A 23,485-nucleotide genomic window follows, 5' to 3' on the forward strand; every position below is an offset into this window, starting at 1 on the left:
AGTGACTTGGTTGTGAGTACTCGTCTTATGACATCCGCTGAAATTCGCGAAGCTTTCCTAAGCTATTTTGAATCGCAAGGGCATACACGTGTCGCGTCGAGTTCACTTGTTCCGGCCAACGACCCAACATTATTATTTACAAATGCTGGTATGAACCAGTTTAAAGACTGTTTCCTTGGTCTTGAAAAACGTGACTATGTTCGTGCAACATCTTCACAAAAATGCGTACGTGCTGGTGGTAAACACAACGATTTAGATAATGTGGGTTACACAGCTCGTCACCATACATTCTTTGAAATGTTAGGTAATTTCTCTTTTGGTGATTACTTTAAACATGATGCAATCAAATTCGCTTGGGAATTCCTCACAGGTGATAAATGGTTAGCACTTCCTAAAGATAAACTTTACGTTACTGTTTATCATACAGATGACGAAGCATTTGATATTTGGAACAAAGAAGTTGGTTTGGATGCAAGCCGTATTATCCGTATTGGCGATAATAAAGGTGAAAAATACGCATCAGATAACTTCTGGGCAATGGGTGATACTGGCCCTTGTGGTCCATGTTCTGAAATTTTCTTTGACCATGGCGATCATATCTGGGGCGGCTTACCTGGCACACCTGAAGAAGATGGCGACCGTTTCATTGAAATTTGGAACAACGTATTCATGCAGTTCAATCGTACTGCTGATGGCGTGTTACACCCTCTTCCAGCTCCATCTGTTGATACAGGTATGGGCTTAGAACGTATTTCTGCTGTTCTACAACACGTAAACTCAAACTACGAAATCGATCTATTCCAAAATTTACTTAAGGCTGCGGCTGAAATCATTGGTTTAGATACTTCTGAACTTGAAGCAAAAGCTCAAGCAGAAGGTAAATCTGTTATTGAATATCCAGCATCTTTAAAAGTTGTTGCTGACCATGCACGTTCATGCTGTTTCTTAATTGCTGATGGCGTAAACCCTTCAAATGAAGGGCGTGGTTATGTACTTCGTCGTATCATCCGTCGTGCAGTACGTCACGGTAACAAATTGGGTGCGACAGGTTCATTCTTCCACAAAATGTTGAAGCCTTTAATCGAAGTGATGGGTGCTGCATATCCTGAACTTACGGCGAACCAAGCACGTATCGAAGCGCAACTTCTTAAAGAAGAAGAGCAATTTGCTAAAACTTTAGAGCAAGGTTTGAAATTGCTTGAAGGCGAATTAACTCAACTTAAAGGTTCTGTAATCCCTGGTGAAGTTGTATTTAAACTTTATGATACTTACGGCTTCCCAACGGATTTAACTGCTGATATTGCACGTGAACGTGATTTAACAATTGATGAAGCAGGCTTTGAAGTTGAAATGGCAGCTCAACGTCAACGCGCACGTGATGCTGGTAAATTTGCTGTAGATTACAACTCTATTGTAAAAGTTGAAGGCGAAACTCAATTTGATGGCTATGATGCAACTCAAGGGCAAGGTCAAATTGTTGCAATCTACAAAGATGGTGAACAAGTTGATGAAGTCGTAGAAGGCGATGAAGCCCTAATCGTACTTAACCAAACACCTTTCTATGCAGAAAGTGGTGGTCAAATTGGCGATACTGGTATCTTTAAAAACGATACGGGCATTTTCGAAGTTCAAGATACCAAAAAATCTGGTGGCGCATTTGTACACCAAGGTATCGTGACGATGGGTAGCTTAAAAGCAACTCAAGCTGTTGAAGCTATTGTAAAAGCAGATTTACGTGCCGCAACTGCTCGCAATCACTCTGCAACTCACCTTCTACATGCTGCATTACGTCAAATTTTAGGTACTCACGTACAACAAAAAGGTTCTCTTGTTGCATCTGATATCTTACGTTTTGACTTTGCTAACGACCAACCAGTTTCATTTGAACAATTACAAGAAATTGAACGTCTTGTAAATGCTGAAGTTATTGCAAATACACCTGTAAGCACTGAACTATTAGACATCGAATCTGCAAAAGCAAAAGGTGCGATGATGTTGTTCGGTGAAAAATATGGCGATGAAGTACGCGTACTTTCAATGGGTTCAGTGATTGATGAGAAAAACTTCTCGATCGAACTTTGTGGTGGTATCCATGTAAATCGTACGGGTGATATTGGTCTATTCAAGATTACTTCTGAAGGTGGTGTTGCTGCAGGTATTCGTCGTATTGAAGCAGTTACAGGCACTAAAGCTGTTGAAGTAGCTCAAAAAGCAGATCGTGACATTCACGCAATTAACGATTTGTTAAAAGCGCAAAAAGATCAAACTCTGGAAAAAGTTGAAAATCTTGCATCTACTGCTACTAGCCTTCAAAAGCAAATTGAACAACTCAACCAAAAACTTGCAAACTTCCAAGCAACTGAACTTTTAAGCCAAGTTCAGACAATTGCAGGTCGTTCAACATTAATCACAACTGTTCAAAATACAGATGCGAAATCACTTCGCAACTTACATGACGGTGTGAAATCAAAATTAGACAATGCAGTAATTGTACTTGCAGGTGTTGAAGGCGATAAAGTAAGCCTTATTGCATCTGTAGCGAAAGAATTTACTGCGTCTATTAAAGCAGGTGACATCATCAAACACTTAGGTCAAGAGCTAGGTGGTAAAGGTGGTGGTAAACCTGACTTAGCACAAGGTGGCGCGCCACTCAACGAGAAGTTACAACCTGTTATGGCAAGCTTAGTAGCTTGGCTTGAAGCAAAATAACTTCACCTTTTGTGTAACTGATCCTGATAGGTACATCAGGATCATGGCTTATATGGAACAACTATGGCATTAATCGTTCAAAAATATGGCGGTACTTCTATGGGTACTCCCGAGCGCATTTTAAATGTTGCTCGTCGTGTAAAGCGCTGGCACGACCACGGTCACAAGGTGGTTGTCGTTGTATCAGCAATGAGTGGGGAAACAAACCGCTTATTGGCGCTTGCAAAAGCCATTACTGAAACCCCAGATCCACGAGAATTAGACCAAATGGTATCTACGGGTGAACAAGTAACGATTTCTATGTTAGCAATGGCACTCAATTCCATTGGTGTACAAGCAACATCTTTGACAGGTCGCCAAGTCGGTATTAAAACTGACAGCGCATTTACCAAAGCACGTATTGAAGCAATTGATACAGATGTAATGACAAACCACCTCGATTCTGGTCGTGTCATTATTGTTGCTGGCTTCCAAGGTGTAGATGAACACGGTAATACAACAACATTAGGTCGTGGTGGTTCAGATACAACAGGTGTTGCACTCGCTGCTGCACTCAAAGCTGATGAATGCCAAATTTATACAGATGTTGATGGCGTATATACAACCGACCCACGCGTTGCCCCAAAAGCGAAAAAAGTTGATCGTATTTCATTTGAAGAAATGCTTGAAATGGCATCACTTGGTTCAAAAGTTTTACAGATTCGCTCTGTAGAATTTGCAGGAAAATACCAAGTCCCTTTACGCGTATTATCTAGTTTTGATAATGACGATGATGGCGCATTCGACGAAGAGTTTAAGAAAAACGTCGGAACACTAATCACCACTGAAGCGGAAAATAACATGGAACAACCAATTATCTCAGGTATCGCGTTTAACCGTGACGAAGCAAAATTAACAATTCTAGGTGTGCCTGATGAACCAGGTATTGCTTCAAACATTTTGTGCCCAATTGGTGATGCAAATGTTGAAGTCGATATGATCATCCAAAACGTCGAAGAAGATGGTACGACTGATTTCACATTTACAGTAAACCGTGGTGAACTTGCCAAAGCAAAATCAATTTTAGAAGCAACAGCAAAAGAAATCGGTGCTCGTGAAGTCGCTACTCGTGATGATATTGTTAAAGTATCAATCGTTGGTGTTGGTATGCGTTCACATGCTGGTGTTGCAAGTAAAATGTTTACAGCTCTTGCGAAAGAAGGCATCAACATTTTGATGATTTCAACATCAGAAATCAAAATTTCTGTCATTATTGATGAGAAATATTTAGAACTTGCTGTTCGTGCATTACACACTGCTTTCGGTTTAGACCGTGAGCATGGTGAATCAAGCGCTCGTGCTTAATTCACATTTTTATTATATTTCGCTTAAAATTTCACACTTTAAAGCAATATAAAAAATGAGCTACTAGTACTTGCACTAGTAGCTCTGATATATTCTAATAAAGAGAATTTATAATTTAAACAATTTTGTATCCAACATGATGTTTATCACAAAATTCTGTTAAAATTTATAAACTTTAAGTTGTGTCTTTTCCTATTTTTAAAATTGCAAGTTTAGCGTTTTGCAAGGAGATAAACATGCTGATTCTAACCCGACGTGTCGGTGAAACATTAATGATTGGGGATCAAGTCAGTGTAACTGTGCTTGGTGTAAAAGGTAACCAGGTACGTATTGGTGTGAATGCTCCTAAAGAAGTATCTGTTCACCGTGAAGAAATTTATCAACGTATTCAGCACGAACGTGCTATGCATGAACATCTTCAACATATCGATCAAGATTATCAACCTTCTTTTGAAGATGATAATTACCAAAAAGACTTTAATCGATAAAATTAAAATCTTTTAAATAAAGCGGCTTATTAGCCGCTTTAAATTTGCCTTTTAAACTCAGTAAAATATTATTCCAATGCCTCTAAGACCTTGCGTACAGGACCAAAGCTACGTCTATGCTCTGCAATTACACCATGTTCAGCTATTGCTTCAAAATGTGCCTTTGTTGGATAGCCTTTATGCTTCGCAAAACCATATTGTGGATATTTAGCATCAAGTTCAATCATTGCATGATCTCGTGTAACTTTCGCCAAAATACTTGCTGCTGAAATTTCAGGATGTAAAGCATCCCCTCCAATAATCGCATCACAACTCATCATTAAACCTTGTGGAATTTTATTTCCGTCCACAAGCACATGATCTGGCTGAATATTCAGCTTTTCAACAGCACGACGCATCGCCAATAAAGAAGCCTGAAGAATATTAATTTCATCAATTTCTTCTGCAGAGCTTTCAGCAATTGCCCATGCCAAAGCTTTTTCTTTAATCTCAATAAAAAGTTTTTCACGCTTTTTTTCAGTTAATTTTTTAGAGTCATTTAATCCTTCAATTGGATTATTTGGATCCAAAATTACAGCCGCCGCAACAACAGATCCAACCAATGGACCACGCCCCGCCTCATCTGCACCTGCAATTTTCATCATTTCAAATCCCACCACATCAAAATATTCTCAATAATCCATGAATAAATTATTTAAAAGATTGAATTAAACATGAATTAATAGTACCAGCTACAGCATTTGCAACCATAGCATTATAACTATTCGAATTTACCACAGCATTTGCAGCATTATATGGCGCTTTTTGCGTGACACAGCTACAGACCTCTTTCTCTACCGCTTTTTGTTGCGATTTAGTCATAAGTTTCGTTCCCACACGCCAAACATCATATGTATCTAATTCAGCAGAACATTTTGCATTCACAGCTTTCTTAAAAGCAATTTGTCCAATTTGAGAACTTGATGAATTATTCGTACCCGTTGCACAAGCAGTTAAAATCAATGCAGACAATAGTAAAGTTATTTTTTTCAATGCCTTTCAGCCTATAATAAAAGAGGTATATTTTGCCTAAATATCATTAATTAAGAAATATTTTATTTGATTTTTATATAATCCCACTCAACTTGCTAACTGTTTCATTATACAAACGAAACGTTCCACATATAATCTTTTCTTTCAAAATAAATACTTATAACATAATCAATCAATAATCGAATAATCTTAAAAAATGAAAAAACCAACAGAACACTACACACGAACAGCCCAATATTTACACTGGATTATGGCTCTCATCTTTATTTTTGTTTGGCTTCTCGGTTTTTATAGTGGCAATTTTCTAAGCTATGAAGTAAATGGTAGCTTCAAAGGTGATATCACCTCACTTCATAAAAATATTGCTACACTCATTATCTTTTTAGTTGTGATTCGCATTTTTTGGCGCTATACCAACCCTATTCCAACACTTCCATCAACAATGTCACCCATGATGAAAAAGATGGCTCATGTAGGTCATCTTGCTCTTTATTTCATGTTGCTTGCATTACCTATTACAGGTTGCTTATTTAGTTGGAGTGCCGGATATCCAGCACCTGTACTTTATTTATTTAATATTCCTGCATTAATTGATAAAAACCCTGAAATACTTGCTGTTGTGAAGCCTCTGCATATTTGGTTGTCTTGGGCTGCAGGCTTACTAATAGTTGGTCATTTTATCGCCGCATTGAAGCATCATTTTATAGATAAAGATAACGTATTAAATAGTATGACTAAACAACCTAAGTAAAAATCAAATAAAAAGTCTACTTTAATCACAAAGTAGACTTTTCCATTTACGTGCTTAAATTAAAATTAATCTAATATTTCTTGCGTACATTTTCTTAAACTTTTAAGCACTGCTTTAGAAATAATATCTTTCTGTGTATCAACATCTGTAATTGCCTTTATAGATGCATTTTGTGCAATATCTTTATTCACACATTGGCAAACTGCCCTTTTTGTTGCACTTTGCTCTTGCGGAGATTTCATAATTAATGCGTTACGCCAAACTTTAGAGTCATTCACTTCTCTAAGGCACTGCATCTCAACCACAGATTCTACACTTTTTGATCCAGCAGGTGCAGCAAATGCATTTGCGGAAAGGATTACCCATCCTAACAATGCAATTCGACCCATGACAGCTACCAATTGATTTTGCATATACATTGATGATAAATAAACAGCGACTTTACTGTATATTTATCATACAACATTTCAATAAAAATAACTACTTCAAGCTATTTACCTGATCAATATATACTTTTTTCATTTCATCGGAAATAAATGATGCCTCAAATGAATTAATTGCTAATCTCTTAAGCTCATCATTATCAAGGTTTAACGCTTCCATAATAGCAATGAAATTATCATTCATATATCCACCAAAATAAGATGGATCATCTGAATTCACAGTGACATGTACACCTTTTTCAAGTAAACGACGTATATTGTGTTGTGCCATATCATCAACAACACACAACTTTAAATTACTCAAAGGGCAAACAGTAAGTGGCATTTTCTCATCAATCAAACGTTGCATTAGCACATCATCTTCTTCCGAACGCACACCATGATCAATTCGATTTACTTTCAATAAATCCAATGCTTCCCAAACATACTCAGCTGGCCCTTCTTCACCCGCATGAGCAACAAGCAAGAAACCTTCTGCTTTCGCTTTTGCAAAAACACGCTCAAATTTAGAGGGTGGATGCCCTAATTCACTTGAATCAAGCCCTACACCTATAATTAAATTTTTATAAGGTAATGCTTGTTCTAAAGTTTCAAATGCTGCTTCTTCACTTAAATGGCGTAAAAAGCACATAATTAAATGCGAACTAATATTGAGCTTTGTTTGTGCATCATCACATGCTCTTTTCAAACCATGAATAACAGTTTCAAATGCCACACCACGATCAGTATGAGTCTGTGGATCAAAAAACATTTCAGTATGAATCACATTATCTTCTGCACATTTTTCAAAATATGCCCAAGCTAAATCATAAAAATCTTGTTCTTTAATGAGTACATTAGCACCTGCATAATAGATATCTAAGAATGATTGTAAATTATGAAAGTTATAAGCTTGTTTAATTTCTTCTACAGACTTGTAAGGTAATTCAATTTGATTTCTCTGAGCAATTTGAAACATTAACTCTGGCTCAAATGTGCCTTCAATATGGACATGCAATTCTGCTTTTGGCATTGCACGAATTAATTCGATTTGGTTCATATTGTCCTCAAAATAAAAAAGGGCATAAACAAAGTTTACACCCTTTGCTTATTGCTTGATGGTTTAGCCACCAAACAATGCAAATTTTAATGCCCAAAGTACTGCAACAATCCAAACCATATAAGGTACAGATTTCGCCTTTCCTGTAAGCAATTTAATTAATGCGTAGCTAATAAAGCCCATCGCAATACCATCAGCAATTGAGTATGCAAATGGCATAAAAATAATGGTTAAAAATGCAGGTACAGCTTCTGTAATATCATCCCACTCGATGTGAATAATACCTTGAATCATCAACACACCAACAAATAATAATGCTGGAGCAGTTGCAAAACCCGGAACGGATTGGGCAAGCGGTGCTAAAAATAAACATGCAATAAATAAAATACCCACAACAATTGCAGTCAAGCCCGTACGCCCACCTGCTGCAACACCAGCAGATGATTCAATGTATGGTGTTGTTGATGATGTACCTAAAGCAGCACCCGCTACAATTGCCGTAGAATCAGCAAAAAGTGCTTTCTTTAAGCGAGGTAATTTGCCATCTTTCAGTAAACCTGCTCTATGAGAAACACCAACCAATGTTCCTGTAGAATCGAACAAATCAACCAAGAAGAAAACAAAAATAACGCCAATCAAACTCGCTTCAAACAGACCAGTAAAATCCATTTGCATGAATGTTGGAGCCATAGATGGAATTTCACCTACAACACCTTTAAAATCATTATAGCCCATCAAAGTTGCAATCGCTGTCACAACTAAAATACTAATAATAATCGCACCACGCACTTTAAACTGATGCATGATGACTACAAGTAAAAAGCCAAATAATGCAAGCAAGACCGAAGGCTGTTTTAAATCACCCAAGCCAACTAAAGTTGCTGGATTATCAACAATAATTCCAGCATTTTTAAGTGCCACAAGCGCTAAGAACAGACCAATACCACCACCAATTGCCAACTTCAGTGACATTGGAATCGCATTTACAATGGCTTCTCGAATTTTAAACATACTGATTGCGATAAACACACAACCAGAAATAAAGACTGCCGCTAATGCTGTCTGCCATGGTACACCCATGCCTAAACAAACCGAGTATGTAAAGTACGCGTTTAATCCCATACCTGGTGCAAGTGCAATTGGATAATTTGCTATGAGCCCCATAACAAAACAACCAATAGCAGCTGCTAAACAGGTTGCTACAAAGACAGCTCCGTGATCCATCCCTGTTTCGGATAAAATCATTGGATTAACAATAATGATGTAACACATCGTTAAAAATGTTGTTACACCCGCTAAAACTTCTGTACGAAAACTTGTTTTATTTTCGCTCAGCTTAAACAACCGTTCTAGCAAATTCTCTGAAGATGGATTAGGAGTCGTCATGACCTAGCCCCTATAAGTAAACTCAGTGTAAATTCAGAAAAATAAGTATTTTTCAATTCAAATTTACAATTTCATAGCAACGAATATGCCAGTTTGCAAAGCCAAATCAAAAACATGAAACCATTGAAAATTTTTATATTCAAAAATTCACTCAAAGGAAATAAAAAAGCTGCACATTGTAGTTGCAGCTTTTAGCCTTTACTCATGCCGATATTTAGTTCAATAAAATATCGTGATTTAGCTTTGTTGATTTAAAAATTATAACACAATGGCCTTTTAAAAATTTCATATTTTGTTAATTAATGATTAACTAATCTGATATTTTTTTATACTAAACTTAATTTTAAACCACCCTTTTCTTCAATAAAGGAATGTAAACATCTTTTTTTACTTAAATGGTCATTGCACTAAAAGGAATCTAAACTTTAAAGCAATGCTCTGATATAAACTCCAGATATCCATCTACATCTCAATTAAGATGTTTCCCATACTCTTTTATACAGGCAATTTTTCTTTTTGCGAAGATAAAAAACTAATCAATGGACGAGGAATACTTTCAAAATAACAATAATACGGTAAAACTGCATCTAAATGAGTTTCTATGACTTTTTGCTCAGTCAAACACCAGGCTTTGCACTTATTACGACCTGAAACTGCATTTCCCTCAATTGAAATCAGATATAAATTCGCATCTGTAGGTGGAATCAATTTAGAAAAAAACTGAGTAAAACTTAATTTATTATTTGGATTAAAGACCCATTTTTCTGAAAACCACAATTGTAATAAATCTCCAAGATACAATTGTTTATTCTTTAAAAAACGAATATTCAAGTAAGCATCTTCAACTGGCGTAAAATACAATTCAGGATTTTGCAAAATACCAAGATATTGATCTTGATAGTATGGGAGGTTTGAAAAAATCTGAGAGACAGATAGCGTATTCATTCGCTTACTCCTGTTTAGCCATTTTAGTGCTGGCAAGTTGGTTTAAATCCACACTGTTTAGGCTTTCACCCAAACGCTCTGTTGTTGCAATTAGACTAACAATTGATTTTTAAGATTTCAAGCATTCATTACATTTTTTATATACATCAAATTATTTTGTCTAAATATTCAACATTCGAATAAAAAAATACAGATAGATGACCATTTTCTATTGACCCTTTTCAAAATCCCCTTATAATCGCACTCAGATTCTCCCATAGCTCAGTCGGTAGAGCGACGGACTGTTAATCCGCAGGTCCCTGGTTCGAGCCCAGGTGGGAGAGCCAAATTAAAGAAAGCCCAAGCATAATCAGACTTGGGCTTTTTTATTATCAATAGAAAATATTATCAAACTTATAAAAACAAAATCCCCCTATTAAAGGAGGACTTTATTAAAAAATAAAATTATGCTGCCGCAACAGGTACACCACTATGAAACCGAAATAATTCATCAGGTGTTTCAATCAACTCTTTTTCGACTTGACGAATATGCTCTATACGCCCCTGAATGTCTTCTTCTGGGTTTTTGAGTTTCGCTGTTTTTGCCACATCTAATGCTAATGCCAAATAATCTTCATAATGGCGTGATTCAGACTTTAATAGATAACGGTAATAACGCCCAAGCTCATCATCAACCAATGGTGCAAGTGCATAGAAACGCTCACAAGAACGCGCTTCAACAAAAGCACCTATCACCAACACATCAATAAGTGCTTCAGGCTCATATGTCCGAATTTCTTTACGCAAACCACCAGCATAACGACCCGCACTTAAGCCTTTCCATTCTTGACCACGTTTATTCATAAACTCAAGAACTTGCTCATAATGCAACATTTCCTCACGAACAAGCTGTGCTAACTTCACTTGTAAATCTGTAAAGAAACTATAACGAAACATCAGATTCATGGCTGTACCTGCGGCTTTTTTCTCGCAGTTTGCATGATCTTGCATTAAAACATCGAGGTTATTAAGTGCTTCATCTAACCACGCTTTGGGAGTTTCACAACCCAAAAAGCCAATGACTGGCTTCATGAGTTCATCATAATCAATCGTCGACATAATTCATCTTAAAATAAAAAATTTAATTAACGAGCCGCTTTAATTGCTGCTTTCATTTGTTTCACTGCTTCAGGAAGCCCTACAAATACTGCTTCCGCAATAATTGAATGTCCAATATTTAATTCATGAATTTGTGGGATAGCTGCAATTGGAGCAACATTTTCCAAATTTAGACCATGCCCTGCATTTACAATTAATCCTTTCGCTGCTGCATATTCAGCACCTTTAACAATACGATCTAACTCATATTGTTGTTGCTCTACTGTTTCTGCATCTGCATATGCACCAGTATGTAACTCAATCGTTGGAGCACCACATGCAACTGCTGCATCAATTTGTGCAAAGTCTGCATCAATAAACAATGACACTTCACAACCAATCTCTGCTAATGCTTGAGTTGCCTTTTTAACATCATCAAAATGCCCAAGCACATCTAAACCACCTTCTGTGGTTACTTCTTGACGTTTTTCAGGTACAAAACACACATGTTGCGGACGAATTTCTTTAGCAAACTCAACCATTTCATTGGTAACTGCCATTTCCAAATTCATATGTGTTTTTAATAATGGACGCATGCGACGCACATCATCATCTTGTATATGTCGACGATCTTCTCGTAAATGCAAAGTAATTCCTTCAGCACCTACTTCTTCGCAAATTAATGCAGCTTTTACTGGATCTGGATATGTCGTACCACGTGCTTGACGTAATGTTGCCACATGATCAATATTTACACCGAGTAAAGCAGCCATAATAATTTCCTAACTACGTTTTTGATTGAGTGTTTTGAATCCACAACTGACGGCTTTTTAAAGGACGATCTCCCAATAAAGAAGTAATCATCTGCCGATACAATTTAGACAATAATTGTAACTGCTCTGAAGAGAATTCCCTACCTTTTTCGTAATCACACATGGCTAAAATTTGCGACCCAAGCAAACTTGCACGTGATGGCTGAATAACAGGTAAAAATCCATCATTGAGTTGAAATTGGTAATAACGATTTTCAAGAATTGGCTCTTGATTTGAATCTAATGAAAAATCTAGTGGATAACCTAACTCTTCCAATAATTCGTGTTCAAATAAACGTAATGAATGTTTTAAAAATTGATTTTGATTTTCTTGTTGATTGAGTTGCTGTAAATCTAGCAAAGTTTTCGCATATTGTTGAAAAGTTTGTGGCATTTCCACTTCTAATGGACATAAACGCAGTAAAATTTCATTTAAATAAAAGCCTGAAAAAAAGGCATCACCAAAAAAGAAAATTGGCTGATTCACAATTTCAAGTTTACTAAAATTTTTAAGTTCTGACTTACCTGTTGCCTGTAAAGCAATAGGTTGATATTGCGGTGGAGGAGTTTGTCTTAAAATCCCATCGACACGACCATGCTCTTGTGTAAATAAGTGCACAATATGGCTACGATCTCGATATTTTCGATGGTGAATTAAATAACCATGCAGTAATTCATTGCGCATGATTAATTAAATTATTCCTTATCTTTCTTTTTCTCTTTTTTATCATCTTCATCATCACCATCTGGTATTACCGCATCAACAACTGCCACCGTACCTTTTACAGCACCTTTCGTTACATCATAAGCAATACCAACAGGAACGGTAACCAATTTTGTAATACATCCTTGCAACATCAACATTGATGCAAGTACAACGAAAACTTTATTCATTACAGTTCCTGTCCATAGAATGTGAATATCTTAGATATCACTATATCCTAAACTTTTAAGTGCGCGTTCATCATCCGACCAACCGCCTTTCACTTTTACCCAAAGTGTAAGCATGATTTTCTGCTCGAACATTTTTTCCATATCCACGCGCGCATCCATACCAATTTTTTTCAACTTAGAACCCTTTTCACCAATTACAATGGCTTTTTGTCCTGAGCGATCAACAAAAATTGTAGCATCAATATACGTACATGTAGGCTTCATACGACCTGTTTTTTCATTCAAAGTCGCATCTTCTGTTTTAAAAGATTCAATTTGAACTGTTAAATCGTACGGAAGTTCTTCACCCAATTGACGCATGATTTTTTCACGAATAATTTCTGAAGCTAAGAAACGTTCAGAACGATCCGTTAATTGATCAAGTGAATACAATGGTGGTTGAAATGGTAAATATTTTGCAATCGTATCGCGCAAGTGATCTAAATTAGCACCACGCAAAGCTGAAACAGGAACAATTTCAGCAAAATTCATTAATTTTGCACGTTCTCGAATCAATGGTAATGCTTCATTTTTATTCTCAAATGTATCTAATTTATTGATCACGAGAATAACTGGCATGTCTGCATTTTTTAATTTCTCTAAAACAAGCTCATCATTTTGAGTCCATTTTTGAGCATCAACTACAAATAAAACCAAATTTACATCACGAAGTGCAGAATGTGCAGCACGGTTCATCATTTTATTGATAGCACGTACTTCTTTTTTATGCATCCCCGGTGTATCAACAAATACTGCCTGAGACTTTTCACGTGAATCAATACCCACAATTTTATGACGTGTTGTTTGTGGTTTACGTGAAGTAATAGATAGTTTTTGACCCAATATATGGTTCATTAACGTAGATTTACCTACGTTTGGACGACCAACAATCGCCACAAAACCACTACGGTAATCTGATGGAATTTCAGTGCCTTGTGCACTAAAGAATTGACTAATTAAGTCATTAGTGTCGCCTTGCGACTCGTGATCAGCATCGATGTGATCGGAATGAGTAGTCATTTAGACTGATTCTCCAATAATTTTAAAATATCTGCCGCAACTGCTTGCTCAGCAAAGCGACGACTTGTGCCCTCACCTTTCATTACAGTGAGACCTTCAACCATACACTCTACAGTAAAGTGTTGATTTGGGGCATCACCTTGAATATCTACAACCTCATAAAGAGGCAAAGGCTTTTTACGCGCTTGTAAATACTCTTGTAATCTCGATTTCGGGTCTTTTAGTTGATCTGTAGGTTCAATATGATCTAAATAAGGTATATACCATTTTAAAACAATTGAACGTAAGAGATTTAAATCATCGCAATCTACATAAATTGCACCAATAATTGCCTCTACTGTATCTGCAAGTATAGATTCACGATGGTGACCGCCTGATTTTAATTCACCAGTACTTAAGATTAAGTTTTGGCTAAGCTTTAAATCATTAGCAATTTTTCCCAAAGCTTCTTGACGAACTAAAGTTGCACGCATGCGTGTTAGCCGACCTTCATTTTCAGTTGGATAAGATTGATAAAGATAATTTGCAATGATCATACCCAACAGGGAATCGCCGAGAAACTCTAAACGTTCATAGTTCTGCTTATGACTCACAGAACGATGCGTCAAGGCTAACTGCAATAATTCAGGATTTTTAAATTGATAACCAATACGACTTGCTAAACGCACTTCATTTAGCTTGGAATGAGCTTTGTTCAAAACATTTCTCGAATTTAAATACCAAATTCATATAGCACCTAATTTTAAGCACTATATTCCGTACTTATTCCTACAAATGCTAAGTCTTAAAACAATTGCACTCTTTTAATCTGTAAATCGTAAATGTCATGCATAAACAAATTCATCATTCGTTTATGTATAACATTTCAAACAATTGATATTTTTAAAATACCGCATACCAACACTCGATTATCGATAAAATAGCGTGTGATAAAACTTCGATTTTAAAAATTACTTATCTCTTCGTAAGAACAAGCTAATCATATACTGCAATTAGCATTACAGTATATGAAATCTATTTTAACTGTTCATTTCTTAATGTATTTCTACATTTTTAGAAATAAAGCTCTACTCTTTCAAGCATCACTTAATATTAATCAATTCTACCATTACGGCTAAATGATGGAAGATTAAATCCAGGTTCTTTATGCATCCAAATATAGAATGCTTTACCAGTTAAATTCTCTTCAGGAACCATACCCCAGAAGCGACTATCTGCACTTTGGTCACGGTTATCACCCATCGCAAAATAATGCCCTTCAGGAACTTTAACTTCCCAATACAGACCATTCTGATATGCATATTTACCATTATCCAAAGAGTTCAAATATGGTGCTTGGCTGGCAACATTTACATTTTCAAGCTCACGCATTGTAAATGTATGATCACCCAATGTTTCTTTAAAATAAAGTGAAGTTGGCGTGTCAAATTTATCTTTTTCACGGCTAAATTCAAAAGGTACTTTTGGTACTTTTTTACCATTAATAATCAACTGGCCATGATCATAAACAATATGATCTCCGGGAACACCAACAACGCGTTTAATATAACTAATTTTTGGTTCTACTGGATAACGAAAAACAATCACATCACCACGTTCAGGCTCACCCACATCAATAATTTTCTTATTGATGATAGGCAAACGAACACCGTAATCAAACTTATTTACCAAGATAAAATCACCAGTTTCTAAAGTAGGTACCATAGAATCTGAAGGAATATTAAATGGTTCATATAAGAATGAACGTAAACACATTACAACAGCTAAAACTGGCCAGAAGTCATAAGCCCATCGAATAATTGCTTTTTCGTTCCCACGACCTTTTGATTCTCTTTCCTTGAAAACCAATTTATCTAATAACCACACGACAAATAATATAATCGTTGCAGGTACAAGAATTAAATTAAAATCAAAATCCATGAACTAAATGACCTCTGTGTTCTTATCTTTCTACTTTCAATACTGCAAGGAACGCTTCTTGTGGAATTTCAACACTTCCCACTTGCTTCATGCGTTTCTTACCTTCTTTTTGTTTCGATAGAAGTTTCTTCTTACGCGAAACATCACCACCGTAACACTTAGCCAATACGTTTTTACGCATCGCTTTTACTGTTGAACGTGCAATAATTTGAGCACCAATCGCAGCTTGAATTGCAACATCAAACATTTGACGTGGAATCAAATCTTTCATTTTTTCCACAAGTGCAATACCACGATGACGCGCATCTTGACGATGACAAATCATTGCTAACGCATCAACTTTCTCCCCATTAATTAAAACATCAACTTTTACAAGTGATGAGCTTTCAAAACGAACAAAATTATAATCTAAAGATGCGAAACCACGTGAACAAGATTTCAATTTATCAAAGAAATCCATCACAACTTCTGCCATAGGAATTTCAAAAGTAATTGCTACTTGGTTAGCCATGAATTTCATGTCTTTTTGAACACCACGGCGCTCAACACACAAAGTCATCACATTACCCAAATATTCTTGTGGTACAAGAATATTACATTCAGCAATTGGTTCACGTAAATCTTCAACCGTTGAACCATCTGGCATTTTTGATGGACTATCAATATAAACTGTCTCACCATTTTTCATAACAGCTTCATAAATTACTGTTGGTGCAGATGAAATCAAATCTAAATCGTATTCACGCTCTAAACGCTCTTGTACGATTTCCATATGCAGCATACCCAAGAAGCCACAACGAAAACCAAAGCCTAAAGCATCTGAACTTTCTGGTTCAAAAAATAAAGCTGAATCATTAATTTGAAGTTTTTGTAATGCCTCACGAAACGGTTCGAATTCACTTGCATCAATTGGGAATAAACCAGCATAAACCTGTGGTTTTACTTTTTGAAAACCAGGTAAGGTTTCTACTTCAGGAGTTGTTGCAAGTGTAATGGTATCACCAACTGGCGCACCAAAAATATCTTTAATACCTGCAATCACAAAGCCTACTTCACCAGCTTCTAAAATATCAGTTTCTGTATGCTTAGGATTAAAAACACCCACAGATGTAATGATGTGCGTTTGACCAGTCGATTTCATCAACATTTTATCGCCTTTACGCACGCGACCTTCTTTAATACGAACTAAAGAAACAACGCCTAAGTAATTATCAAACCATGAGTCGACAATTAAAGCTTGTAATGGTGCTTCACGGTCACCCTTTGGTGCAGGAATAACATTGACTAAAGTTTCAAGTACTCCTTCAATGCCTAAACCTGTTTTTGCTGAACATGTTGGTGCATCTGTTGCTTCCACACCAATAATATCTTCAATTTCTTGAACTACACGCTCAGGTTCTGCTTGAGGTAAGTCAATTTTATTTAAAACTGGAAGAACCTCTAAGCCCTGTTCAATTGCTGTATAACAGTTAGCAACCGACTGAGCTTCTACACCTTGCGCAGCATCAACAACAAGTAACGCCCCTTCACATGCGGCCAAAGAACGAGAAACTTCGTATGAAAAGTCAACGTGTCCAGGTGTATCAATAAAGTTTAATTGATATTCTTGACCATTAGGATGTGTGTAATATAACGTCACAGAAGTGGCTTTAATCGTAATACCACGCTCACGTTCTAACTCCATAGAATCGAGAACTTGTGCTTGCATTTCACGATCTTGCAGACCACCACAAGTTTGAATAAAACGATCGGCAAGAGTCGATTTACCATGATCGATATGCGCAATAATCGAGAAGTTACGAATGTTGTTAATATCAACAGATTTTTTTGCTTGCGCCATGGGCTACCTTAAGAACATAAACATGCTAAGCATCAAAAAATTAGCTTAGCAAAAACCGAAATAGAATTGCGAAGGATTATAGCAGATGGTTTTTTCAAAGTATTCATTATAATGATCTACTTTTAGTAATCCCCACAAAAATAAAAATCCACATTTTATAAATACCTATGAAACTAGATGATATCTGTATGATATTTTTCAAAATCAAAAGGATTTACATCAGATTTTAGTGGCTGATATGCTTGTGTAAAACTCGGTGACATGCGCTTTGGTCTCCCTGTTGCAATTTCAACACATGCCCATTTTGTATTTGCTAAAAATAGGATAGTTCTATCTTTTGGTCTATAAAAGGCATATTGGCGAAATGAATACAAAGCATTGATATCATCAAGCCATGTTCTCAAAATAATGTCTTCGCCTTCAAAAGCTGCTTTTCTATATTGCATATGATGCTCAACCGCTACCATTGCATGCTTTAATTTCAAATATTCTTTTAATCCTAATCCAATTTTTTCAATATGTGCCGATGCAACATCCTGCATCCATTGAACATACATCACATTATTTACGTGCCCCAAAATATCAATATGTTGAGGTTCTATCTTTAGCGCTAAATCAAATACATCCGTCATTTAAATGCTCTATCCCACACCACAATATTTTAATTTATTAGTCTACGTAATTTTGTTTAATCTCACATTAAAAAATTAAACCGCTGTTACCAGCGGTTTAATTTAAAAATATAACTTATGAAATTCTCATTCCAACAATAGCTCGATTACCTTGTCGGATTAAAGTAACACGTGCAACAGAACCTTTTTTCAATTGAGATACAGCTTCAACAAATTGTTCTGCATTTTTAATTTCAGTATTGTTTAACTGAACAATTACATCACCAGGCATAATTCCTGCTGTCGCAGCAAGACCACCATGACGAACATCTTGAATTAAAACACCACCTTTTACTTCCAAACGAGCCAATTCCGCAGGTGATAATTCACGAATTGAAACACCTAGAATAGGTCCATCACCTGTTTTATTCGCAGTCGAAGATTTTGCTGGAGTATCATCAGGTGCTGTACTTAAAGTTGCCGATTTCTTTTGACGTTTATCATCTCTTAAAATTTCAAAATCTAAAGTCTGCCCAGGTACTGCACGATTTAAATACGTAAATAATTCTACCGTACTTGAAATTGGCATTCCATTTAATTTTAAAATCACATCACCTGATCGTAAACCAGCCTTATCTGCTGGTGAATCAGGTGTTACTTGTGTAATTAAAGAACCTTCGGGCTTCGGTAATTTATAAGCTTCAGCCAAAGTGCGATCCACATCTTGTAAGCCCACACCTAAATATGCACGAGTTACCTTACCATTTTTCTTTAATTGGTCTGCAACATCCATCGCAACATCTATTGGAATAGAGAAAGACAAGCCCATGTATCCACCCGTACCACTAAAGATACGTGAGTTCACACCAACCACTTCCCCTTTGGTATTAAATAATGGTCCACCTGAGTTACCAGGGTTTAATGCAACATCTGTTTGAATAAATGGAACAGTCGTTTCACCGCGCATATTACGCATTTTGGCACTAACAATCCCAGCAGATGCTGAATAGTCAAATCCAAATGGTGAACCAATTGCCAGTACTGGTTCACCGACTCTTAAGGTATCAACATTACCTGTACTTAATTCAGGAAAGTCTTTTCCTGAAACTTTCAGTAATGCAACATCTGTACGTTGGTCACTACCGACAACAGTCGCATCTAATTCACGACGGTCACTCAACATAATTGTCACTTTTGAAGCATTTTCAATGACGTGGTGATTTGTGAGTAAATAACCATCTTTACTAATAAAAAATGCACTTCCGTAACCTGTTTTTTCTTGCGGAATTTGTCTTTGTGGAATTACCACCTGATTTCCAAAGAAACGTCTTAAAATATCTGGAATTTGTTGCTGAAGTTGCTCTTCTTCAGATAATTTTTTAACAACATTCACGCTCACAACAGCAGGACCAACTTTTTCCACCAAATTAGAAAAGTCTACAGGTGAACCCGCCTGTGCTTGTACAGCCACCATCGTTACTGCAGCCGTATATATACATTTTTTAAAAACAGTATTATTCATATACACAATTCACTCAAAATTTTTCTAAATTTAAACAAGTTGATATTTATCACAAAAAGTATATACCTTACATGCTGATTATGTTTCAAATCACGATAAAACATGCATTTAATATACTTTTCGTTACCAAACCTTCATTATTTTTATGTATTTTAGCCGAATTCCTCTTGCATTTTTCAAAAAAAACCGTTGTTATTAATAAACTTTTTCTAAAAATTAGCAAATGGACATGCCTAATTCAAATTCTTCTCATCAGTTTGATGTCATTATTGTTGGAAGTGGCGGTGCTGGTTTAACACTCGCATTGTCTTTACCCAAACACTTTAAAATTGCAATTCTTGCGAAATCCCATCTGACAGATGCCAGCACATATTATGCTCAAGGTGGCGTCGCAGCCGTACTAGATAAAACTGATTCATTAGAACAACACATTGATGATACCATGATTGCAGGATCTCACTTATGTGAATTCAATGCAGTAAGACAAACTGTTGAAGGTGGTCAGGCATCCGTCGACTTTTTACTAAAACAAGGTGTTCAATTCACTCTAGATGACCAAGAACAATTACATTTAACCCGCGAAGGTGGTCATTCGCATCGTCGAATTATTCATGCAGCAGATGCTACAGGAAAAGCTATTTCAACCACATTGGTAGAAAGAGCTGAATCTCAAAACAATATACACATCTTCAAACACTTTATTGCGATCGATTTAATCACATCTGAAAAACTACATTTAGAAGGTCCAAAGCGTGCTATTGGTCTATATGCACTCGATGAAAAAACAGAAAAAGTGCATACTTTCTTAGCCCCATTCACAGCATTGGCATGTGGTGGTGCAATGAAAGCTTATCTTTATACATCAAATCCAGATATTGCGACTGGTGATGGTATTGCAATGGCTTATAGAGCAGGCTGTAGAGTTGCCAATATGGAATTTAACCAATTCCATCCAACATGCTTATATCATCCTCTAGCACGTTCATTTTTAATAACAGAGGCAATGCGTGGCGAAGGTGCCTATTTACGTTTACCTGATGGCGAACGCTTTATGCTTCGATTTGATGAACGTGCAGAACTTGCTCCGCGTGATATTGTCGCACGTGCAATTGATTATGAAATTAAACGCTTAGGTATTCGCCATGTTTGGTTAGATATCACACATAAATCTGAAGATTTTATTCAAGAGCATTTTCCAACACTCTATCAACGCTTATTAGAACTTGGCATCGATATTACTAAAGAGATGATCCCTGTCGTCCCTGCCGCACACTATACTTGTGGTGGAGTTATGGTTGATCAACATAGCCAAACTGATATTCAAGGCTTATATGCCATTGGCGAAACATCATATACAGGATTGCACGGCGCTAATCGAATGGCGAGCAATTCCCTTTTAGAATGTTTTGTTTATGGAATGGCTGCTGCAAAACATATCCAATCTCAATTTGATGCTGATTATCACATTCCTTCTGTTCCTGCTTGGGATGATACTCAAGTCAATCATCCTGATGAAGATGTCGTTATTTTACAAAACTGGGATGAACTGCGCCAAACTATGTGGAATTACGTAGGAATTGTACGAACAACCAAACGATTAGAACGCGCATTACACCGTATTGAAATGCTCAAAAATGAAATTAATGAATATTATCAAGACTACAAAGTCAGTAAGAATTTAATTGAACTGCGTAATTTAGTAATGGTATCCGAGATGATTGTTCAATGTGCTTTACAACGCAAAGAATCTCGTGGCTTACACTTCACGCTAGATTATCCTGAACAAGTTTCTGAACTCAAAAGAACGGTTCTCATGCCACACAATTTTAGTGTGCAAAAAGAACCGATTAATGCTTAATAACACTTCGTTTAAATTGATTTTAATCTTATTAAAATAAAAGAGATTGGTTTTAATACAAACCAATCTCTTTTCAAATTATACAGCGTCTAAATAAGCCAAAGCTTGTGCAAATACTTGATCAGGTGTTTGCGTTGCATCTAAACGTTTAATACGTTCAGGATATTTTTGCCATAATTGCTCATAGCCAGAACGAACTTTTTCAAAAAATGAAAACTTCTCTTGTTCAAAACGATCAAGAGCACCTCGTTCACGCGCACGATTCATTCCAATATCAATAGGTGCATCTAACCAAAAAGTAAAATTTGGCATACGAGAAACAAAATTATCATTTAATAATTCAAGCTTTTCTTGGCTTAAACCACGTCCTGCACATTGGTAAGCAAAACTTGCATCAGTAAAACGATCACATAGAACTGTTTGACCTTGAGTTAATGCAGGTTCAATAACTTGTGCCAAATGTTGAGCTCGTGCTGCATACATCAACAACAATTCAGTATCATTACACATACTTTCTTCATGGTTCACTGACAAAAGTAATGATCGAATTTGTTCAGCCATTGGTGTTCCACCCGGCTCACGTGTCAGAACAACCTGCTTCCCTTGTTGCTCTAAATGAGCATAGATACGTTGAATAAGCGTCGTTTTACCAACGCCTTCTGTACCTTCAAAACTAATAAACATGCTCACTCCTTATTTCGATCTTAACACTTGCAAATATTCTTGAACTGCACGGTTATGATCTGGCAAATTTGAACTAAATTTATGACCGCCATTGCCTGTTGCAACAAAATAAATATTATTTGAATTGTCTGGATGTAATGCTGCTTCAATTGCTTTTTTACTTGGTAATGCAATTGGTGTTGGCGGTAAACCAGAAATTGTATAAGTGTTATATGCAGTTGGGGTTCTTAAATCATTACGCGTAATATTACCTTTATATTTATCGCCCATACCATAAATTACAGTCGGATCTGTTTGTAGACGCATCCCCATTTTTAAACGACGTGCAAATACACCAGATACTTGCTCTAACTCAGCATCTACATTGGTTTCTTTTTCAATAATTGAAGCCATAATGAGTGCTTCATATTTATCTTTATAAGGTAAATCTGGTGCTCTATTTTCCCAAGCTTCATCTAAAGCTTTCATTTGTCGGCTATATAAGTCTTTTAAGATTTTTTTATCTGACTCACCTTTTGCATAGAAATATGTATCTGGAGCAAATAAACCTTCAGGATGATTCAACGGAATATCTAAAGCTTTTAATAACTCTTCATCAGATAAATGACTCACCTCATGTGTAACCAAATCATCTTTTTTCAAGTTATTGATCAAATCTTTAAACGTTGTACCTTCAATCACCAAAATACGATTTAATTGTGCATTATCCGAATTAGACACCATTTCTAAAACTTGGCGAATACTAGTTCCTTTTGGAATTTCATAAACACCAGCTTTCATCGTGTCATGAATAAAAAATTTCTGATACAACTTTAAAACAAGTGGAAAACTTGCTTTATCTTCTTTTGCTAAACGATCAATAAATCTAGAATAAGTATCGCCCTGACCAATTGAAAGCATTTGCTTATTACCCTCTACAGGATAACTTTTAAACAAACTACTCCATAACACACACGCAACAACAATAACTAACGTAATGAACGCAATTAAATATTTTTTTAAAGAAAACTGACTTTGGGCTTTATTGCTTTTTTTCTTGGCTTTTGGGTGAGTTTTAGGCGTAGACATAAA

At 36.3% G+C, this 23,485-nt stretch carries 23 protein-coding genes and 1 tRNA gene; 6 read left to right on the top strand and 18 right to left on the bottom strand.

What is annotated here, in order from left to right:
• Positions 1-12: 12 nt before the first annotated feature.
• From alaS to csrA, 3 genes are all read left to right on the top strand, one after another.
• Complete coding sequence (alaS, locus tag AOY20_RS13555) at positions 13-2,709, top strand: alanine--tRNA ligase (protein WP_171250419.1); 2,697 nt, start codon at positions 13-15, stop codon at positions 2,707-2,709.
• A 63-nt stretch (positions 2,710-2,772) separates the two neighbouring features.
• Positions 2,773-4,053: an aspartate kinase gene (locus AOY20_RS13560; protein WP_054582366.1), complete on the top strand. Its 1,281-nt coding sequence runs from the start codon at positions 2,773-2,775 to the stop codon at positions 4,051-4,053.
• A gap of 236 nt (positions 4,054-4,289) precedes the next feature.
• Positions 4,290-4,541, top strand: a complete 252-nt coding sequence (gene csrA / locus AOY20_RS13565) for a carbon storage regulator CsrA (RefSeq protein WP_054582367.1) — start codon at positions 4,290-4,292, stop codon at positions 4,539-4,541.
• 68 nt (positions 4,542-4,609) lie between these two features.
• Here csrA and rnhB read toward each other — a convergent pair whose 3' ends face one another.
• Together rnhB and AOY20_RS13575 are read right to left on the bottom strand one after the other, a co-directional pair.
• A complete protein-coding gene (rnhB, locus tag AOY20_RS13570; protein WP_054582622.1) occupies positions 4,610-5,182 on the bottom strand; it encodes a ribonuclease HII in 573 nt (190 codons plus the stop codon).
• A 49-nt stretch (positions 5,183-5,231) separates the two neighbouring features.
• On the bottom strand, positions 5,232-5,573 hold the full coding sequence (locus AOY20_RS13575; RefSeq protein ID WP_054582368.1) for a hypothetical protein: 342 nt from the start codon (positions 5,571-5,573) through the stop codon (positions 5,232-5,234).
• Positions 5,574-5,769: 196 nt separating this feature from the next.
• Here AOY20_RS13575 and AOY20_RS13580 point away from each other — a divergent pair, with 196 nt between their 5' ends.
• Positions 5,770-6,324 carry a cytochrome b gene (locus tag AOY20_RS13580; RefSeq protein WP_054582369.1) on the top strand — a complete coding sequence of 185 codons (555 nt, stop codon included), beginning with the start codon at positions 5,770-5,772 and terminating at the stop codon, positions 6,322-6,324.
• A 65-nt stretch (positions 6,325-6,389) separates the two neighbouring features.
• Here the strand turns inward: AOY20_RS13580 and AOY20_RS13585 are convergent, their stop codons facing one another.
• From AOY20_RS13585 to AOY20_RS13600, 4 genes are all read right to left on the bottom strand, one after another.
• Positions 6,390-6,737: a hypothetical protein gene (locus tag AOY20_RS13585; protein WP_054582370.1), complete on the bottom strand. Its 348-nt coding sequence runs from the start codon at positions 6,735-6,737 to the stop codon at positions 6,390-6,392.
• A gap of 67 nt (positions 6,738-6,804) precedes the next feature.
• Positions 6,805-7,806, bottom strand: coding sequence for an adenosine deaminase (locus AOY20_RS13590; protein WP_054582371.1), 1,002 nt, complete (start codon positions 7,804-7,806; stop codon positions 6,805-6,807).
• Positions 7,807-7,869: 63 nt separating this feature from the next.
• Positions 7,870-9,192, bottom strand: a complete 1,323-nt coding sequence (locus AOY20_RS13595; protein WP_054582372.1) for an NCS2 family permease — start codon at positions 9,190-9,192, stop codon at positions 7,870-7,872.
• A 495-nt stretch (positions 9,193-9,687) separates the two neighbouring features.
• Positions 9,688-10,137 (bottom strand): hypothetical protein, encoded by a 450-nt coding sequence (locus tag AOY20_RS13600; RefSeq protein WP_054582373.1) that lies wholly within the window; start codon positions 10,135-10,137, stop codon positions 9,688-9,690.
• 250 nt (positions 10,138-10,387) lie between these two features.
• On the opposite strand from AOY20_RS13600, the gene AOY20_RS13605 reads away from it, so the two are divergent.
• Positions 10,388-10,463, top strand: a tRNA-Asn gene (locus AOY20_RS13605).
• A 118-nt stretch (positions 10,464-10,581) separates the two neighbouring features.
• Here AOY20_RS13605 and AOY20_RS13610 read toward each other — a convergent pair.
• The 10 genes from AOY20_RS13610 to AOY20_RS13655 form a co-directional block, all read right to left on the bottom strand.
• The gene (locus AOY20_RS13610) at positions 10,582-11,235 is read right to left on the bottom strand and encodes a MiaE family protein (protein WP_054582374.1); all 654 of its coding nucleotides are present in this window, start codon (positions 11,233-11,235) and stop codon (positions 10,582-10,584) included.
• Positions 11,236-11,261: 26 nt separating this feature from the next.
• Complete coding sequence (pdxJ, locus tag AOY20_RS13615) at positions 11,262-11,987, bottom strand: pyridoxine 5'-phosphate synthase (RefSeq protein ID WP_054582375.1); 726 nt, start codon at positions 11,985-11,987, stop codon at positions 11,262-11,264.
• A 13-nt stretch (positions 11,988-12,000) separates the two neighbouring features.
• Positions 12,001-12,714: a DNA repair protein RecO gene (recO, locus tag AOY20_RS13620; RefSeq protein WP_171250456.1), complete on the bottom strand. Its 714-nt coding sequence runs from the start codon at positions 12,712-12,714 to the stop codon at positions 12,001-12,003.
• Between the two features lie 8 nt (positions 12,715-12,722).
• On the bottom strand, positions 12,723-12,920 hold the full coding sequence (locus tag AOY20_RS13625) for an NF038104 family lipoprotein (protein ID WP_054582377.1): 198 nt from the start codon (positions 12,918-12,920) through the stop codon (positions 12,723-12,725).
• 30 nt (positions 12,921-12,950) lie between these two features.
• A complete protein-coding gene (era, locus tag AOY20_RS13630) occupies positions 12,951-13,979 on the bottom strand; it encodes a GTPase Era (protein ID WP_054582378.1) in 1,029 nt (342 codons plus the stop codon).
• Complete coding sequence (gene rnc / locus AOY20_RS13635) at positions 13,976-14,677, bottom strand: ribonuclease III (RefSeq protein ID WP_054582379.1); 702 nt, start codon at positions 14,675-14,677, stop codon at positions 13,976-13,978. Before rnc ends, era begins: the two co-directional genes overlap by 4 nt.
• A 394-nt stretch (positions 14,678-15,071) precedes the next feature.
• Complete coding sequence (gene lepB, locus AOY20_RS13640; protein ID WP_054582380.1) at positions 15,072-15,899, bottom strand: signal peptidase I; 828 nt, start codon at positions 15,897-15,899, stop codon at positions 15,072-15,074.
• Positions 15,900-15,921: 22 nt separating this feature from the next.
• The gene (gene lepA / locus AOY20_RS13645; RefSeq protein ID WP_054582381.1) at positions 15,922-17,739 is read right to left on the bottom strand and encodes a translation elongation factor 4; all 1,818 of its coding nucleotides are present in this window, start codon (positions 17,737-17,739) and stop codon (positions 15,922-15,924) included.
• Positions 17,740-17,912: 173 nt separating this feature from the next.
• Complete coding sequence (locus tag AOY20_RS13650; RefSeq protein ID WP_054582382.1) at positions 17,913-18,371, bottom strand: acyl-CoA thioesterase; 459 nt, start codon at positions 18,369-18,371, stop codon at positions 17,913-17,915.
• Positions 18,372-18,486: 115 nt separating this feature from the next.
• The gene (locus AOY20_RS13655; protein ID WP_054582383.1) at positions 18,487-19,872 is read right to left on the bottom strand and encodes a Do family serine endopeptidase; all 1,386 of its coding nucleotides are present in this window, start codon (positions 19,870-19,872) and stop codon (positions 18,487-18,489) included.
• Between the two features lie 223 nt (positions 19,873-20,095).
• Here AOY20_RS13655 and nadB point away from each other — a divergent pair, with 223 nt between their 5' ends.
• On the top strand, positions 20,096-21,730 hold the full coding sequence (nadB, locus tag AOY20_RS13660) for an L-aspartate oxidase (RefSeq protein ID WP_162490450.1): 1,635 nt from the start codon (positions 20,096-20,098) through the stop codon (positions 21,728-21,730).
• Between the two features lie 78 nt (positions 21,731-21,808).
• On the opposite strand, the gene tmk is transcribed toward nadB, so the two are convergent.
• Together tmk and mltG are read right to left on the bottom strand one after the other, a co-directional pair.
• Positions 21,809-22,414 carry a dTMP kinase gene (tmk, locus tag AOY20_RS13665; RefSeq protein ID WP_054582385.1) on the bottom strand — a complete coding sequence of 202 codons (606 nt, stop codon included), beginning with the start codon at positions 22,412-22,414 and terminating at the stop codon, positions 21,809-21,811.
• A 9-nt stretch (positions 22,415-22,423) separates the two neighbouring features.
• Positions 22,424-23,482, bottom strand: a complete 1,059-nt coding sequence (mltG, locus tag AOY20_RS13670) for an endolytic transglycosylase MltG (RefSeq protein WP_054582386.1) — start codon at positions 23,480-23,482, stop codon at positions 22,424-22,426.
• Positions 23,483-23,485 lie beyond the last annotated feature (3 nt).

This window comes from Acinetobacter equi (assembly GCF_001307195.1).
Taxonomy (GTDB): Bacteria; Pseudomonadota; Gammaproteobacteria; order Pseudomonadales; family Moraxellaceae; genus Acinetobacter; species Acinetobacter equi.